21 protein-coding genes are annotated in these 17,217 nt (G+C 36.5%); 18 read left to right on the top strand and 3 right to left on the bottom strand.

The features are described 5' to 3' along the window. Nucleotides 1-93 precede the first annotated feature (93 nt). From galU to ACKI3D_RS01805, 4 genes are read left to right on the top strand one after another with little or no spacing between them, the layout of a single operon-like run. Entirely contained in the window at nucleotides 94-945 is an 852-nt protein-coding gene (galU, locus tag ACKI3D_RS01790) for a UTP--glucose-1-phosphate uridylyltransferase GalU (RefSeq protein WP_407391771.1), read from the top strand. A gap of 2 nt (nucleotides 946-947) precedes the next feature. Further along, nucleotides 948-1,916, top strand: a complete 969-nt coding sequence (locus ACKI3D_RS01795; RefSeq protein ID WP_407391773.1) for an NAD-dependent epimerase/dehydratase family protein — start codon at nucleotides 948-950, stop codon at nucleotides 1,914-1,916. Next, entirely contained in the window at nucleotides 1,886-2,587 is a 702-nt protein-coding gene (locus ACKI3D_RS01800) for a glycosyltransferase family 2 protein (protein ID WP_407391775.1), read from the top strand. The genes ACKI3D_RS01795 and ACKI3D_RS01800 overlap by 31 nt, the downstream gene beginning before the upstream one ends. Next, nucleotides 2,588-3,811, top strand: a complete 1,224-nt coding sequence (locus ACKI3D_RS01805; protein ID WP_407391777.1) for an aldo/keto reductase — start codon at nucleotides 2,588-2,590, stop codon at nucleotides 3,809-3,811. On the opposite strand, the gene ACKI3D_RS01810 is transcribed toward ACKI3D_RS01805, so the two are convergent. Next, nucleotides 3,792-3,965, bottom strand: coding sequence for a hypothetical protein (locus tag ACKI3D_RS01810; protein WP_407391779.1), 174 nt, complete (start codon nucleotides 3,963-3,965; stop codon nucleotides 3,792-3,794). The two genes, ACKI3D_RS01805 and ACKI3D_RS01810, sit on opposite strands and share 20 nt — an antisense overlap. A gap of 163 nt (nucleotides 3,966-4,128) precedes the next feature. On the opposite strand from ACKI3D_RS01810, the gene ACKI3D_RS01815 reads away from it, so the two are divergent. From ACKI3D_RS01815 to ACKI3D_RS01850, 8 genes are all read left to right on the top strand, one after another. Then, nucleotides 4,129-4,338 carry a TIGR04165 family Cys-rich peptide gene (locus ACKI3D_RS01815; RefSeq protein WP_407391781.1) on the top strand — a complete coding sequence of 70 codons (210 nt, stop codon included), beginning with the start codon at nucleotides 4,129-4,131 and terminating at the stop codon, nucleotides 4,336-4,338. A 2-nt stretch (nucleotides 4,339-4,340) separates the two neighbouring features. Further along, nucleotides 4,341-5,468 (top strand): TIGR04083 family peptide-modifying radical SAM enzyme, encoded by a 1,128-nt coding sequence (locus tag ACKI3D_RS01820; RefSeq protein ID WP_407391783.1) that lies wholly within the window; start codon nucleotides 4,341-4,343, stop codon nucleotides 5,466-5,468. Nucleotides 5,469-5,475: 7 nt separating this feature from the next. Continuing rightward, complete coding sequence (locus ACKI3D_RS01825; protein WP_407391784.1) at nucleotides 5,476-5,751, top strand: hypothetical protein; 276 nt, start codon at nucleotides 5,476-5,478, stop codon at nucleotides 5,749-5,751. Between the two features lie 307 nt (nucleotides 5,752-6,058). Beyond that, on the top strand, nucleotides 6,059-8,107 hold the full coding sequence (locus tag ACKI3D_RS01830; protein ID WP_407391785.1) for a heavy metal translocating P-type ATPase: 2,049 nt from the start codon (nucleotides 6,059-6,061) through the stop codon (nucleotides 8,105-8,107). A gap of 73 nt (nucleotides 8,108-8,180) precedes the next feature. Next, nucleotides 8,181-9,170, top strand: a complete 990-nt coding sequence (locus tag ACKI3D_RS01835) for an ATP phosphoribosyltransferase (RefSeq protein WP_407391787.1) — start codon at nucleotides 8,181-8,183, stop codon at nucleotides 9,168-9,170. A gap of 130 nt (nucleotides 9,171-9,300) precedes the next feature. Continuing rightward, nucleotides 9,301-10,203 (top strand): CBS domain-containing protein, encoded by a 903-nt coding sequence (locus tag ACKI3D_RS01840; RefSeq protein WP_407391789.1) that lies wholly within the window; start codon nucleotides 9,301-9,303, stop codon nucleotides 10,201-10,203. Between the two features lie 13 nt (nucleotides 10,204-10,216). Next, on the top strand, nucleotides 10,217-11,140 hold the full coding sequence (locus tag ACKI3D_RS01845) for a deoxyhypusine synthase (protein WP_407391792.1): 924 nt from the start codon (nucleotides 10,217-10,219) through the stop codon (nucleotides 11,138-11,140). Next, nucleotides 11,141-11,665: a hypothetical protein gene (locus ACKI3D_RS01850; RefSeq protein ID WP_407391794.1), complete on the top strand. Its 525-nt coding sequence runs from the start codon at nucleotides 11,141-11,143 to the stop codon at nucleotides 11,663-11,665. A gap of 42 nt (nucleotides 11,666-11,707) precedes the next feature. Here the strand turns inward: ACKI3D_RS01850 and ACKI3D_RS01855 are convergent, their stop codons facing one another. Both ACKI3D_RS01855 and pyrF read right to left on the bottom strand, forming a co-directional pair. Then, nucleotides 11,708-11,950 (bottom strand): DUF5654 family protein, encoded by a 243-nt coding sequence (locus tag ACKI3D_RS01855; RefSeq protein WP_407391796.1) that lies wholly within the window; start codon nucleotides 11,948-11,950, stop codon nucleotides 11,708-11,710. 88 nt (nucleotides 11,951-12,038) lie between these two features. Next, complete coding sequence (pyrF, locus tag ACKI3D_RS01860; RefSeq protein WP_407391798.1) at nucleotides 12,039-12,686, bottom strand: orotidine-5'-phosphate decarboxylase; 648 nt, start codon at nucleotides 12,684-12,686, stop codon at nucleotides 12,039-12,041. A gap of 198 nt (nucleotides 12,687-12,884) precedes the next feature. Here pyrF and ACKI3D_RS01865 point away from each other — a divergent pair, with 198 nt between their 5' ends. The 6 genes from ACKI3D_RS01865 to ACKI3D_RS01890 form a co-directional block, all read left to right on the top strand. Continuing rightward, on the top strand, nucleotides 12,885-13,550 hold the full coding sequence (locus ACKI3D_RS01865; RefSeq protein WP_407391800.1) for an energy-coupling factor ABC transporter permease: 666 nt from the start codon (nucleotides 12,885-12,887) through the stop codon (nucleotides 13,548-13,550). Between the two features lie 10 nt (nucleotides 13,551-13,560). Beyond that, entirely contained in the window at nucleotides 13,561-13,848 is a 288-nt protein-coding gene (locus ACKI3D_RS01870; protein WP_407391802.1) for an energy-coupling factor ABC transporter substrate-binding protein, read from the top strand. 45 nt (nucleotides 13,849-13,893) lie between these two features. Further along, nucleotides 13,894-14,589 (top strand): cobalt ECF transporter T component CbiQ, encoded by a 696-nt coding sequence (gene cbiQ / locus ACKI3D_RS01875; RefSeq protein ID WP_407391803.1) that lies wholly within the window; start codon nucleotides 13,894-13,896, stop codon nucleotides 14,587-14,589. Between the two features lie 2 nt (nucleotides 14,590-14,591). Continuing rightward, on the top strand, nucleotides 14,592-15,425 hold the full coding sequence (locus tag ACKI3D_RS01880) for an ATP-binding cassette domain-containing protein (protein WP_407391805.1): 834 nt from the start codon (nucleotides 14,592-14,594) through the stop codon (nucleotides 15,423-15,425). Nucleotides 15,426-15,561: 136 nt separating this feature from the next. Continuing rightward, a complete protein-coding gene (gene ribC, locus ACKI3D_RS01885) occupies nucleotides 15,562-16,020 on the top strand; it encodes a riboflavin synthase (RefSeq protein ID WP_407391807.1) in 459 nt (152 codons plus the stop codon). A gap of 12 nt (nucleotides 16,021-16,032) precedes the next feature. Further along, a partial coding sequence (locus ACKI3D_RS01890; RefSeq protein ID WP_407391809.1) for a glycosyltransferase family 2 protein occupies nucleotides 16,033-17,217 on the top strand: 1,185 nt, incomplete at its 3' end.

Consider the following 17,217-nt stretch of genomic DNA (forward strand, 5'->3'; position numbering starts at 1 on the left):
TCTTTTAAAGTCATTTTCTATTAAAAATTACTAATCTATTTATAATATTTTAACTAAAAATTATTAATAATTAAAATTATATGGTGATAGATTATGAAAGCTGTAATTCCGGCTGCAGGTTTTGGAACCAGATTTTTGCCTGCAACCAAAGCGCAACCTAAAGAGATGTTGCCTGTTTATGATAAGCCAACAATCCAATATGTTATCGAAGAGGCTGTTGCTTCTGGAATCGATGATATCCTAATCGTGACAGGTAGAAACAAAAGGTCTATTGAAGACCACTTCGACAAATCATTCGAGCTTGAACAGACACTGCAGAGTGCAGGCAAGGATGACCGCCTAAGACAAGTACGTGCAATCACTGATTTGGCGGATATCTGCTATGTGAGACAAAAGGAACAGAAAGGGCTTGGAGATGCAATCTATTGTGCTAAAAAGCATGTCGGCGGTGAACCCTTTGCAGTCCTTTTAGGGGATTCAATCACAAAAGGTCCAACTCCATGCACCAAACAGCTGATTGATGTTCATGAAAAGTATGATGCTTCAGCAATATCCCTTGAAGCGGTTCCAAAAGAAAAAGTTGAAAGGTATGGAATCATTAAGGGAACTGAAGTGGAACCTAATGTTTACAATATTGAAAAACTCGTAGAAAAACCTTTAGTCCATCAGGCACCATCAAACCTTGCGATTATGGGCCGTTATGTATTGACACCTGACATTTTCGATAAGATTGATGAAACCGAACCTGGCGTTGGCGGTGAGATTCAGCTGACCGATGCTCTTCAAAAATTGGATTCAATCTATGGGGTTACATTTGAGGGGAAAACCTATGATATCGGAAACAGGTTCGAATGGCTGAAGACCTCCATCGAGTTTGCAATGGATGATCCGGAATCAAAAGATGATTTATTAGAATATATGAAATGCATTATTAATGAGGCTTGAATATGGAAACTCAAAGAATTTTAGTTACCGGCGGTAGCGGTTTTATTGGAACAAACCTCTGCAATGAACTTAGAAGCAGAGGACATGAAGTTTTAGCGGTCGATTTGTTACATCATGAAGGGGAAGCCGACTTGTATTCCGACTCCTATTCCGACTATGTAAGGGGAGACGTTAGGAATTATCGTCAGATGGAAAGGATTTTCGATGATAACGACAAGTTTGACTATGTCTATCATCTGGCTGCGGAATACGGAAGATGGAACGGTGAAGGATACTATGAAAACCTTTGGGAAACCAATGTAATCGGTTTGAAAAACATGATTCGCCTTCAGGAAAAGCTGGACTTCAGAATGATTTCATTTTCATCAGCTGAAGTATACGGAGACTATGAAGGGATAATGTCTGAAGACGTAATGGAAAAAAGGCCTATTTCTGAAACCTATCAGATGAACGATTATGCAATATCCAAATGGGCCGGAGAGCTCATGTGCATGAACTCTGCAACAATGTTCGGAACAGAAACCGTGCGCGTAAGGCCGGTTAACTGCTACGGTCCTCATGAAGCTTATTCACCATATAAGGGATTCATTCCGATTTTCATCTATAAAGCTTTACATGGACTTCCTTACTCAGTTCATATGGGTCATAAGAGAATCATTGACTATGTGGAAGATACTGCAAGAACCTTTGCAAACATCGTCGATAATTTCATTCCTGGTGAAGTCTACAATGTAGGAAGCAAACAGGAATGGGAAAGGGACATTAAGCAGTACTCCGACATGGTTCTGGACGCTGTTGGAATCGATGATTCATTAGTGACTTACACTCCTGCAGAGGAGTTCACAACAAAAGTCAAAACAATCGATTTTTCAAAAGCGATTCGTGATTTAAAGCATGATCCTCAAGTTCCGCCTGAAGAGGGAATTAAAAGAACTGTCGAATGGATGAAAGATTACTACAGAATAGAATGAAGTCTATTGTTATTATTCCTGCATTTAATGAAGAGGCAGCTATAGAGGGGGTTGTTAAAAAATCCCTCCAATATGCCGATGATGTGTTGGTGGTAGATGACGGAAGCAGCGACGACACTTCCAGAATCGCCCAGGATGCAGGAGCTCTTCTTTTAAAGCACCCCACCAATTACGGCAAGGGGGTATCGCTAAGGGATGCCTTTAGGGAAGTTAAGGGTTATGATGTTGTCGTAACCATTGACGGTGATGGGCAGCACAATCCCGATGAAATACCATTGCTGGTTAAACCTATTGTAGAAGATAAGGCTGATTTTGTAAACGGCAGCAGGTATATGAACGGTTTTGATGAAAATACTCCTGCCTACAGGCGTGTCGGTCAGACCGTTCTGGATATAGCTACCAATGTCTGTGCCGGAACACATGTAACCGATTCACAAAGCGGATTCAGGGCCTTTTCCGGAAAAACCATCTCTTGTTATAAATTTAGGGATCCTGGCTTTGGAATCGAAAGTGAAATGATAGCTGATGCGGCAGAAAACAATTTAAGAATTCTTGAAGTGCCGATAACAGTAAGATATGATGTTGAAAACTCCTCAACCAAAGGGCCGGTTACCCATGGAGTGGGGGTTTTGCTTAAAATCATCAAGGACAAAATTATTCGTATGATTTAAATGCAATACAGACTGATACCCAAAACAGGTGATGAAATATCCACATTGGGCTTTGGAGCCATGAGATTGCCTTTAAAAAATGGTAAGATTGATAGGAATAAGGCAAAAGAGTTAATTTACTATGCAATCGATAATGGAATCAATTTCATCGATACCGCTTATCTGTATGGGGACAGCGAATCTTTTTTAGGTGAGATTTTAACGCCGGAGATTAAATCAAAAGTAAAAATCTGCACAAAGCTGCCATCAATAAATGTTCGAAAATATGAGGATATGGAAAACATCCTGGCCGAACAGCTCAAAAGGCTGCAGTTGGATTGCATCGACTATTATCTGATACATGCAGTTGACCTTAAAACCATCAACCGATTATTGAAAAGGGATTTGATTAAATTCATCGATAAGGCCAAAGCCGAGGGCAAAATAAAACATGTCGGCTTTTCATATCACGGCCCTAAGGAGGAATTTGAACAGGTTGTGGATGCCTATGACTGGGATATTGTGATGGTACAGTATAACTACTTTGACGATAATGTTCAAATCAGTGCTGAAGGAATCGATTATGCTGCTTCAAAGGGAATGGGCATTCTGGTAATGGAGCCATTAAAAGGAGGAATTCTTGCAGGGAAAATGCCTAAGGATGCTGAAGACATTTTCAAAAAGGCAAATCCCGATAAGAGCAATGCCCAATGGGCGATGGAATGGGTATTGAACAACAGAAACATTACTAGTGTTTTATCTGGAATGAACAGTTTTGAGCAGTTGGATGACAATTTGGATATTGCAGAAAAAACCACTCCATTATCAATGAGCTTTGAGGATATGGAAACCGTTGAGCTCGTCAAAAGGGTCATGAGAAATTCCCTGAAAATCAACTGTTCCACATGTGGCTACTGCATGCCATGTCCGCAGGGCGTTAATATTCCTACATGCATGAGAATTTACAATGAAAAATATTTGTTTGGACATAAAGGGTTTATTAACCCGTCTTTGATTGATTATTACCAGTATGCCGGAGGAATCATGGGCAATGAGGGAAATGCCGGTATGTGCAATGCCTGCGGAAAATGCTTAAGGAAATGCCCTCAAAAACTGGATATCATAGAGGAATTGAAAAAGGTAAAAAAGGAATTCGAATTTCCAGGCTTCAAATATATTCTTTTGTTTATCAGAAAAATCGGTTTTCCGGTTTACAGGCAATTCATTAAGATTCTAAATCGTTAGTTCTTCTAATTTTCTCGATTATATCCTTCCATCCCTGTGATTCAACCACGTCAAATGTTTCTCTCCAAAGCTTTTGCCTAACAAGGTTTTCTGTTTCGGTAAATATTTTGCTGTTTCTCCGTTTCAGGAAATAGTCGTAGTAATCATATGGCATTCAAATCACTTCAATTATCAATTAAATAATTTATATTAAATTATTTGATATTTAAAGCTTGTTGAAGTCATTTCGTAAAATTGCAGTCATTTATCCATCTTATTTATACTTTTCTATAATATTATATACTTTAAAAATAGAAATATTAACTAAGGTGGGAATTATGAAGATTGAAGAACTTTTAGCACCATGCCCTAAATGCGGCTCAAAAGACAAGATAGCCCATAGAAAAATCATAGACAATCATAGGGCTCATGCAGAAATGGATACTGTAAAATGTGAGGAATGCGGATACATATTCTTCGTAAATGATGATATGGATCCGGATGAGAAAAGACAGCTCTTAAGAGAATTGAATAAGATTAGAACATAGCTATGACATTTCATGTAATGATTATCCCGACACTCAACTGTCCATCAAACTGCAAATACTGTTGGGGTTCTGAAAACAGAAAGGAAATGATGGATTTGGAAATCATAGACCAGATAATAACATGGCTGGAGGATTTCAGAGACGATAAGGTTCACTTCACCTTCCATGGCGGAGAACCGCTTTTGGCGGGTTACGATTTTTATGAGAAAGCCTTGGAAAAATTATCCAAAATACCTAATCTTGACGGATTTTCCCTTCAAAGCAACATTTGGCTTTTGACAGAGGAATTAATTGATTTATTCATTAAATACAATGTTGTCGTCAGTACAAGTATTGACGGGCCAAAGGAAATCAACGATTATCAAAGGGGAGCGGGCTATTTCGACAAGACCATGTCAAAATTCAGACTGGCCAAGGAGAAAGGCCTGATAATTAATTTTGTTTTAACCGTAACAGATTATTCAAAAGACTTTTCAGACGAACTGTATGATTTCTTTAAAGATGAAAGAATGAGCCTTAAGATTCATGCCGCCCTTCCTTCACTGAGAGGAGATAATGCGGACCCTTGGGCGCTTGACCAGGAAGACCATGGAAAACTCCTAGTAGAATGGTTGGACAAGTATCTTTATGACTTGGATAAGTTTTCCGTAATGGATTTGGACCATATCTGTAAAAGCACACTAAGAAGAAGAGGAACCCTTTGCACATTCGCCGATTGCATTGGAACAACTTTAGCTGTAGGTTCCGACGGTTCAATCTATCCGTGCTACAGATTTGTCGGAATGCCGGACTATGTTTTAGGCAATGTAGGCACAAACCCAAGTTTCGATGATTTAAAAGAGTCTGAAGCATGGGCAAAGCTAATGGAATTCAGAGATTATGTTGATGAAAACTGCAAAAAATGCAGATATGTAAAGTATTGTGAGGGGGGATGTCCTTACAATGCGATTGTTGCATATCAAACACCGAAAGCTGTTGATCCGCAGTGCACTGCATATAAGATGATATTTGGCGAAGTTTCAAAAAGGATGAATAAGGAATTTGCAAAATCCGCTTTCGGTTTGGGACAGGCCGCACCTAGAAAAGAGGGCGACCCTTTCAGCATAATGGATTTGGCCATGAAACCATAGTGATATTATGGATGAAGATATTTTGGAGAAATTATCCGAATTGGAGCATGTTCAATGGTGTGAATGGGCCGGCTCCATTTCTAAATATTTGGATTCATTGCTTGCAATCATCGATAAGTCAGATGCTGAATTAAGTGATGAAGATAAATTGATTGTTTTAAATGCACATGAAAAATTGGAGAAGTGGGATAAGCTGATGATTCCATATTCTGATTTGTCTGAAGATGAAAAGGAAAAGGATAGGGCCTATGCCAGAAAGGCATTGGATATTATTAATCCTTAGTTTTCATCAAATTTTTATTTTTTTAATTTGGAAAAAATACTTTACATTATTTTTCTTTAGTAATACTGAGTATTTAAATGAACCCAAAAAAAGTAATACTTTTATATATTTCTTTTGACAAAATTATTAATAGTAATACTGAGTATTTAAATGAACTCAAAAAAAGTAATACTTTTTGGCTGTTTGGTACTTGCTGGATTTAATTTTTTAATTTGTTTCAAAATCTGGGGAAAACTATTAAAAAATTTTTGAGTAATACTGAGTATTTAAATGAACTTAAAAAAAGTAATACTTAGAGGTGTTTTGTGTGATTGATGAAATAACTGACTTCCTATTTGGTTTAAAGATGACAATTATTTCAGGCATATTTTTATTTATAGCAGTTATTTTTATGATTTTTGGAATTGACACTCCAATTTACCTGAACCCTGCGTGGGGAACAGTAATTATAAGCGGTATTCCAATGCTGCTTCTGGCAATGACCAGGTTGATTCGTGAAAAGTGGATTTCATCTGCCCTGTTGATTGCAATAGCTATGGTGGCTTCACTTTTAATAGGTGAAATATTTGCTGCAGGTGAGGTTGCATGGATTATGGCGTTAGGAGCTCTTCTTGAAGACTGGACAGTTGAGCGAGCCAAAAAAGGTTTAAGAAATTTGATTAATTTAACTCCGCAAACAGGAAGAAGAATTGTCAATGGACAAGAAGAGATGATTTCAGTTGATGAAATAAAAATCGGCGATACCTTAAGAATCCTTCCGGGTGAAAGCGTACCTGTTGATGGTGAGATAATAAGCGGCACCTCATCACTTGACCAGTCAATCATGACTGGCGAATCCCTGCCGATTGATAAGGAAGTGGGAGATGAGGTATTCTGCGGTACAATGAACCTGTACGGTGCAATTGACATTAAAGCAACAAGCTTGGGTGAGAATTCATCACTTCAGAAGCTGATTGATCTTGTAAAGGCTGCTGATGAAAAACAGGCTCCGACCCAAAGGATTGCAGATAAGTGGGCAACTTGGCTTGTTCCTGTTGCATTATTCATTGCAATTGCAGCCTGGCTGATTACAGGCAATATCGAAAGGGGAGTAACAGTATTGGTAGTATTCTGTCCATGTGCACTAATTTTAGCTACACCAACTGCCATTATGGCCGCTATCGGTCAGGCAACAAAATATGGTGTTTTAATCAAATCTGGTGAAGCCTTGGAGACACTTGGAGCTTTAAATACTTTAGTATTCGATAAAACTGGAACATTGACTTATGGTAATCTAGAGGTTTCTGATGTTATCTCTTTAGAGAATAATCTAAAAAAAGAGGATGTGCTTAAGATTGTTGCCTCATGCGAAAAATTAAGCGAACATCCTTTGGCCAAGGCTATCGTCAACAATGCCAAAGAAGCTGAAATTGATATTGAAGAACCGCAAGACTTTAAGATGTATCCCGGAAAAGGGGTTACATGTACAAACTCTTATGGTAAGGTATATGCAGGAAACTCCAAATTTCTATCAGAAAACAATATTGATGTAAATGTCGACACTCAATTGGACAAGTTAAAAAATGAGGGAAAAGCTTCAATCATTGTTGCATTAAATGACGAGGTCATTGGTTTGATTGGATTATCTGATGTGATTCGTGAAGATTCCAAAGGCATGATTCAAAACCTGCATGATTTGGGAACTGAAACCATATTGCTCACAGGAGATAACACAGAAACTGCTAATTACTTCGCATCTCAAGTTGGAATCGGAAAGGTTTACGGCAATCTGCTTCCAGAAGAAAAGCTTTCATGGATTGAAAAGCTCAAAAGTGAAGGCAAAAAGGTTTGCATGATTGGTGATGGTGTAAATGATGCGCCGGCACTCAAAACCGCCGATGTCAGTGTAGCTATGGGTTCCGTTGGAAGTGATGTGGCCATCGAAGCGGCTGACATCGCACTTTTGGGAGATGATATCGGTAAGATTCCATATCTTAAAAAGCTTTCAAATTCAACATTATTTACAATCAAGGCAAATATTGCAATGTCCATGACAATCAATGCAGTGGCTATTGTCTGTTCTATTTTAGGTCTTCTAAATCCGGTAACTGGTGCTATTGTACACAATGCTGGATCCTGTCTTGTAGTATTGAATGCAGCATTGCTCTATGATAGAAAATTCGATGATTCAATTAGAAAGATAGACACTGAAAATGTGGAACACTCCCATTATCACTTCCACAATGACGGCGAGCATACCCATTCTCATGAAGGCATTAAAATAATTGATGAAATTGTTACGGATAGTGGAATAAAGCATATGCATGTCCACAAGCATGCGCTTTCAAGACAAAGTTGTGAGAATTATCACAACTGATTTCTCTTTTTTTTTAAAATTTTCCATAAATATTATATAATTTAAAAATAATAAGTCTAAGTTAGGTATAATTATGAACGATAAAATAATTTTAGGGCTTCCAAAGGGAAGTTTAAATAATGTAAAAAGAGGAAATACTTATCAACTCTTTGTTGATGCAGGTTATGAAGTAAAGGGATATGAACCTGGTGACGAATCCTATGAAATTGAAATTTTAAACGATGAAGACATCATTGCTTATTTAACTCGTCCTCAATCCGCTCCTGTTGAATTGAATAGGGGAATAATTGATATTGCTATTGTCGGTGAAGATTGGATTAAAGAGGAATCAGTTTTAAGAGAATCCAACACAGTTAAAATCGGGGACTTGGATTATGGTAAGACCCGTCTGATTGTTGCTGTTCCTAAAGATTCTCCATATGACAGTTTATCAGATTTGTTCAGAGCTAATAAAGACAGAAAAACTCCAATTTTATGTTTCACAGAATATCCTAATTTAACAAGAAAATTCATTATGGAAAATGAAGTGTATCAGGAAATATACGGCGATGCAATACCTTTTGTCCAGGTCAGGGGTTTGACTCATGGTGACAATGAAATGGTACAGGTTATTAACTCCGATGGAGCTACTGAAGTTTATATTGCTAAGGGTGCTGATTTGATTGTTGACAATACTCAAACCGGAAGCAGCTTAAAGAAAGCTGGCTTAAAGCAAATAGAAACCATTTTGCACTCTTCTGCAGGACTTTATGCAGGGGTCAATTGTACCGGTGAGAAACTTGATAAAGCTAAAATGATTTATGAGCAGTTGCTTGGAGCGATTACCGCTAAAAAATATTTCGATGTAAAGTTCAATATTGCAAATTCCAAAATAGAAGCGGTTTCAAATTATTTGATCGACAATAAACTTTGTGCTGATGAACCTACAATCACTCCAGGTTCCGATTTCTCACAAATCAATGTATTGATTCCTAAGGCAAAGTTCCCTGAAATGGTGGATGCTATCAAAGGATTCGATGCAACTTCCATTATAAGAAATGATTTGAAACAATTGGTTGAATAATCATTTCAACTTTTCTTTTTTTTTAAACATTGTTCAAAAGCCACCAAAAAATCATCATGATAAATCATTAAAATTTATAAAGTATACCTTACAAATATAGATATATTATATTAATTAATGGGGATTAAACATGTTAACATCTGTTCAAAAAGAAATTTTACAAAGTTTAATTAACTTATATCAATCCTCCGATGGCAAATCTATTAAGGGTGAAGATATTGCTGAGGTTATGGGAAGAAATCCTGGAACAATCCGTAACCAGATGCAATCTTTGCGAAGTTTAGGTTTAGTTAAGGGTGTACCTGGACCTAGAGGAGGATATAAGCCAACTATTGAAGCTTATCACTCATTAAATATTTCAGTTTCCGATGAAGATTCCAAAGTGCCTATTTATAAGAATGGTAAAAGAATAGAGGATATTTCTGTTGCAAAAATAGAATTCACAAGTGTTCCTCAACCTAGTGAATGTGAAGCTGCAATTAAAGTCTTAGGAAGCATTAAAGACTTGAATTTGGGAGACACTGTAAGCATTGGTCCTACACCTGTAAATAACTTAGGTATAATGGGTACTATTGTGGGCCGTGATGACATGGACAATATTCTATTGGTTGATACAAAAACCATCAGAAGCATTCCTAAACAGACTGTAGGTGACATTGCAAGCCGTGATGTAATATCATTTACAGTTGACTGTTCGGTTAAAGACGCTTCCAAAAAACTTGCTGACAATGATATTGATGGTGCTCCAGTAATAAAAAATGGAAAAGTTGTTGGAGTATTTACATTAACAGACCTTGTTCACGCTATTGCAGAAGATAAGGAAGATTTGACAGTCGGGGAATTGATGTCAACCAATGTCGTGATTGTAAATGAAGATTTAAAAATCGCAAATGCCATTGAAGTAATGCTTAAGAAATCCATTTCCAGATTGATTGTAGCAGATAACAATCAAGTTTTGCTTGGAATTGTCACAAGAACAGATTTAATAAATACGATTACCAACCTTGACCAATTTCCAATTGTTACTAATTAATTAATGTGATTAAATGAGAGTTAACCAAATCGATGTAGAAAGTAATATGAAAATATCTGATTTGATCAATCAGTTTGATGAATCAGGAGTTTTGGGCGCTGGACGTGTAGCGCGCGCATGCAATATTCTAACTGACATGATAAAGGATGAGGATATGAGTGTATTCATGAGCCTTGGAGGTCCTTTGATTCCGGGGGGAATGAGAAATATAGTTACTAAAATGATTAGGCAAGGACATGTTGACTTGATTGTATCAAGCGGAGCCAATATTACACATGATCTTGTAGAGGCGTTTGGTGGAGCTCATTACCGTCATGAAGGAAAAGACGATGAAGAATTGAATGAAGAGGGAATAGGTCGTATTGCTGACATTAATGTAGGATCAGATGATTTTACAATTTTTGAAGCTGAAATAATTAAGATATTCGAAAAAATTGCTTCTGAAAAGAAAGTTGTCTCTATTCAGGAACTGCTTTATGAAATTGGCCTTTTGGTCGAGGATGAAAACTCATTTGTTGCAACTGCAGCAAGATGCAATGTTCCGATATTTGCTCCTGGATTGATAGATTCCATGATGGGATTACAATTATGGATCTTTACACAGGACCATGATTTTACTATTAGTGCTGTTGGAGATATGCCTTATTTATCCGATATTGTATTTGAATCTGAAAAAGTTGGCGCCATCCTTTTGGGAGGAGGTCTTACAAAACATTATACATTGGCTTCCAATGTAATTAAAGGCGGTCTTGATGCGGCCATTCAAATCACAATGGACAGGCCCGAAGCGGGCAGTTTAGGAGGAGCACCATTGGAAGAGGCAAAATCCTGGGCAAAGGCGAGATGCGGATCAAGTCTTGCAAGCGTAGTTGGTGATGTAACTGTTATTTTACCAATGATATATGCAGCCGCTTTAGATAGGATTAATAGTGATTAGATGAGTTATATTATTTTGGCAATTTTATTTTTACTGTCTGGATTTTTCATGAAATATTCAGATGATTTATTCGATGTAAACGATGATTTGAAGTTTGCAAGCATTTTTGGCATTTTATGTGCAGTAACATCAGCTGCAGCAACTGTTTACAGTGTCGAGGCAGCTTATATCTTCATAGCTATTCTGATAGGCAATCTGATAGCCCTGAAAGTTGATGGAATTCATCATATAATTACATTGATTCTGTTTTTGATAATAATTTTAGTCTGCGGAATTCCTGAATTGAGCCTAGTCATATTATTAATATGCATTTTAGCAGCATTTTCAGATGAAGTAGGCCATGAACTGATTTCAAAAGTTACAGACAATAGGTTTTTAAATCTGTTTTTTGAATACAGATGCGTGATGAAAGTCGTGATTTTACTTTTGGCCATTTGTGGTGTATTCAGTTTTTGGATATTCCTATGCTTCATATCCTTTGAAATAGCCTATGAATTTGCAGGAATTGTTTTTGAAAAGTTATAAAAAAAGAAGTTAAAAAGGAATGTAAAATTCCTTTTAAGTTGTTTATTCGCCTTCTATACCCATTTTAGCAGCTACTCTAGCAATGAGTACAGTTACGACAACAGCAATTATGGTTACAATAATTGCGTAAATTAATAAACTAGGAATAGCATCTCCAGCACCTACAATGGATTCAATTAATGCTTGAATAGCACTGTTCCATGCTTCACCTGCTACAAATGCGAATGCAGTTGTAATTAATGCTAAGATGGTTTCCATAATTAATTTTGTTACTTCGTTTGCCATACGTTTTCACCCCATTTAAATTTATTTATAGTTCCCAAATCATAAGAACAATAATATTTATATTTTTTTCTATTTAAATAGTTTAGTTTTATTTCAGCGATTCGATTAAATTTTCACATGCAATTTCAGGATTGTCTGCTTCGTATATGCTTCTTCCAACAATGATTGCATTGGAGTATTCCAGTGTTTTTTTACCGTCTCCACCTTGTTTGCCGACGCCGGGAGAGATTATGTAAGCATTTTCACCTACAATATCTCTTATAGTTGATAATCTGTCAAGTCTAGTTGCAGGAGCAACATAGTTTGTAATTCCCATATCCACTCCCATCTGGGCTATTGCCTCTGCATTTTTCTGCAGAAACATCTTTGCTCCGGGATGGGACATTTCTGTTAATAAAAATAGTTCCTTTCCGTGCTTGTTTGCCATGTCAAGGCATGCCTGAACACTGTCTTCGCCAACAAAGCCGTGGCAGATTATCGCATCAGCTCCAGCTTTGAATGTTTCATCGCATATCTTTTCATTTGTTGCGTCAATGTCCGCCACCTTGAAGTCGCAGATTACCTTGAATCCGAACTGATCCTTTAATTTATTGATGATTTCAAGGCCTTCAGCCAGTGCCAGGGGATAGCCGATTTTTATGGTGTCGATGTGTTGTTTGATTGAATCACAAATTTCAATGGCTTCACTTTCACTCATTACATCAAGTGCTAGAATTAAGTTGTTTTTTATGTTCATAGTATCTTCTTTTTTTATTGTTTTATTAAAATTATTAGGTTTGCCTAAAATTTGTTTAGGGTATTACTAATAATATTTATATATAATAAGATATATAATATCATTATCAATAAAACTTTATAAAATTTTAACTATAATTAAGTTTTTATTGAGTGTTTTATCAATTTATTTTGATAGGTTATTTGGAGGAAATTATTTATGCATATTATGGAAGGATATTTACCATTGACATGGTGTATTATATGGTTTGTCATATCATTCGCCGTTGTAGCCTTTGGTTTATATCAAATCAAAAAAATCGTAGATGAAACCCCTGAATCCAAAGCTTTACTTGCAGTGAGCGGAGCATTCATGTTCATCTTATCATCTTTGAAACTACCTTCTGTTACTGGAAGTTGTTCTCACCCTTGTGGTAACGGATTAGGTGCAGCATTATTTGGTCCTGCTGTAACCGCAGTACTTGCAACTATTGTTCTTTTGTTCCAAGCATTATTACTTGCTCACGGTGGATTAACTACTTTAGGTGCAAACATTTTCTCAATGGGTATTGTTGGACCATTTGTCGCATGGCTCGTATACAAAGGTTTAACTAAAGCTAATATCTCATCAACCATTGCAATTTTCTTTGCAGCATTCTTAGGTGACTTATTAACTTACGTAGCTACTTCATTCCAATTAGCATTTGCTTTCCCTGCTCCTTCTTTCGGCGCAGCTTTAACTGCTTTCTTAACTATTTTCGCAGTAACTCAAGTACCATTAGCTATTGGTGAAGGTATCTTAACCGTAATTATATGGGACAGATTAAAAGCTTACAAACCTAAATTGTTAGATAAACTCGGTGCTTTAGCTCCTAATGAGGCATAAGGTGATTAATATGAAAACATCAACATTAATAATTTTAGCAGTTGTTTGTATAATAATATTTATTGCACCATTAGTCATGTTCAGCGGTCATGGAGAAGATGACGGATACTTTGGTGGATCAGATGATGCAGCTAGTGAACAAATTGAAGCAGCTGATTATGAACCATGGTTCTCATCCATATGGGAACCACCTAGTGGTGAAATCGAAAGTTTATTATTCGCTCTTCAAGCAGCTATAGGAGCAATCATTATTGGTTACTTCTTCGGTTACTGGAGAGGACAAGGTAAAGAAGAATAATTCTTCTTTATTATTTTTTCTTTTTTTTAGAGATTAAGTGATTTTATGAAATTTGATATGGATTATATTGCACATCATAATGAGTTAACAGAAACTAATCCTTATTTTAAATTGTTTTTAACAATAATCCTGTTGATTGTTACATTAGCGCTTGATAATCTATATTTCGACGTATTCATTTTTATTGTAATGTCTATTGTTATCTTAGCCATTGCTAAAATTAACTATAAATCTTATTTGAAATTCTTATCACTTCCAATGGCTTTTCTTGTAATAACTTGTCTCTTTTTAATGTTTTTCTTTGGAAAAGGGGATGTTATTTATGAAACTGGAATATGGGGCATTGTAGTCACTACAGATTCATGGCATTATGCAGTTTATACCTTTATGCGCGTAATGGGTTGTTTGCCATGTTTAGGTTTTCTGGCTCTTACAACACCTATTGCAAAAATATTGAACTGTTTGAGAACTTTGAAAGTTCCTAAAGTCATGGTTGAAATTGCTCTTTTAATGTACAATACAATTTTCATATTCCTGAATGAAATTGACACAATGCAGAAAGCACAGCATACAAGACTTGGGTATCATTCATACTGGTCTTCATTCAAGTCTTTAGGGGCTCTTGTAAGTACAATATTTTTGAGATCTCTTGATAAAAGTGAAACATTGCAGTTTGCTTTAGACTCTAGAGGTTATTCAGGCGAACTTCCAGTTTATGAACCAAGAAAGAGGGAGAATTAAACATGTTAGAAGTAAAAAATATTAAATATTCTTATAATTCCGATTATCAAGCACTTAAAGGAGTTAGCTTAAAAGTTGAAAGAGGAGAAATGGTTGCGCTTTTAGGTAAGAACGGTGCTGGAAAATCAACTTTATTCCTGCATCTGAATGGTATCTACCAACCTGATGAAGGACAGGTATTCATTGATGGAGAAGAATTGAAATATGATAAGAAATCCCTACTAAAGTTCAGACAAAAAGTTGGAATCGTATTTCAAAACCCTGACGATCAGATTTTTGCTCCAACGGTTGAGGAGGATGTTGCATTCGGACCGCTCAATTTAGGATTGTCTATGGAAGAGGTTCAGGACAGAGTTGAAGAGGCTTTGGCCCGTGTTGGAATGAGTGGATTTGAAAAAACCGCACCTCATCATTTAAGCGGAGGGCAAAAGAAAAGGGTAGCTATTGCAGGAATTCTTGCAATGAAACCGGAAATCATGGTTCTGGATGAGCCTACTGCAGGTCTTGACCCTCAAGGTGTTGTTGATTTGTCCAAATTGTTGAATGAGCTCAATGATGAAGGAATTACAATTATAATTTCAACACACGAAGTGGACCTAGTTCCGAATTATGCTTCAAAAGTCTTTGTTTTAGTTGATGGTCTATTAATTGCTGAAGGAACTCCTAAAGAGATTTTTGCAAAACCTGAAATATTGGAACAGGCTAATTTAAAAGTTCCAATCGTTACAGATTTGTTCCAGCAGCTTGAAGATGAAGGCTATGATATGCAAGGGGATTATCCGCTGACAATTGAGGAAGCTAAGGATAAGTTTTTAGAACTGTTAAACAAAAACTAATTTTTTTTTAATTCAAAAAATTTTCATAAATTTAAACCCTAAAGTATTACTCAAGTTAATAATTCATAATACTTTTTTAATCATAAGTTAAACATTTATAAGTTAATAAACATATTTTTTCATAAGGTGAATTTAGATGAGAATTGGAATTTGTGATACTACATTTGCTCGCTTTGACATGGCCGCAGCCGCAATAGACGAGCTTAAAAACAACGCTTATGATTTACAAATTGTTCGTCAAACCGTTCCCGGTGTAAAGGACTTGCCGGTAACCGCTAAAATTCTCATTGAAGAGGAAAACTGTGATATTGTAATGGCACTTGGAATGCCTGGACCTATGGAAAAGGATAAAATGTGCGCTCATGAAGCATCAACCGGCCTAATCAACGCACAGCTCATGACAAACACCCATATCCTGGAGGTATTTGTCCATGAGGATGAGGAAGAAGATCCGGTTGAACTTGCAAAGCTGGCAGAAAACAGGGCACGTGAACATGCACAGAACTTAATTAAGATGATGTATCACAGAAAAGCAATGAGAAAAGAAGCTGGAATGGGAATGCGTGAAGGAAAAGAGGACGCAGGTCCATTATAAATAGGGTGTACAATGGGATTTGAACCAAGCGCCGAAGATAAGCAAAATACATACGTTATTCTTCCGGCATATAACGAAGCGACCAGAATTCAACCGGTAATTGAAGAGATTGCCCGCAAAGGATACAATATGGTCATTGTCAATGATGGATCATCAGACAATACTTTAGATGTCATTCTGGAATCCAAGAAGAAATATCCGAATAAGATTCATATTTTTTCTTTGCTTATCAATAGAGGTGTAGGCGTTGCAACGCAAACTGGTTTTGAAGCTGTTTTAAAATTCAATCCTAAATATGTTGTTAGTATGGATTCAGATGGCCAGCATTCTCCTGATGATTTGGATTCAGTAATAGAACCTTTGGTTGCTGGCAGGGCTCAGGCTGTAATCGGTGTAAGACCACTTGAAGACATGCCTAAAAGCCGTAATTTTGCAAATGCTGTAATGAATCTTTTAACTAAAATATTTTATGGTGTTGACGTTAGCGATTCCCAGACAGGATTTAGAGCGATAACAAATGATGCTTTAAACAAAATCCAAAAGACAGCTACAAGCTTACAAACTAAAACTAAAGGTATAAATTTCGAACATATTGATGCTGACAAAATAAAAGAAGTAGAAAGTAGATTAGAGGCCGTTCAAGAGATAGCTAAAAAAGGCATAGATTTAGATATGAATGCAGAAGAAATTGGTGCATTAATGTCTGAATTAAAGAATATTGAATCATATATTAATAATTTAATTAAAGTAGAAGACTTAGCTAGATTATTTGACGAGATAAAGGCGGCGGCGGCAGCAGCAGGTATTGAAATTCAAGATTTTAGTGCTGAAATAAAAACAATGCAAAATTTAGCGAGTAGTACTGATGGCTCATTTGAAAGAGTATTTACTAATGTTAAAAGCGAAGCAAAATCAGCTAAGTCAGAAATAAAAAGTCTTAACAGTGAAATGAGAAGTCTTTCTAGTTCATTTACCGGAACTTGGAGTGATTTCACAGGCAACTTTGCACAATTTACATTAGCTGAAATGGCTGGAGATTTATTAGCTGATGGAATTAGACGATTAGGTGAGGGGCTAGTTGATACGGTTGTTGAAACTGATAAAGCTATGACTTCCTTAATGAAAGTTGCACCAGAAACTTTTAGTGGTACTGGTGAACAACTTGACCAATATTTAAACAAAGTTACAGATGTAACT

This window comes from Methanobrevibacter sp. (assembly GCF_045586545.1).
Lineage (GTDB): Archaea > Methanobacteriota > Methanobacteria > Methanobacteriales > Methanobacteriaceae > Methanocatella.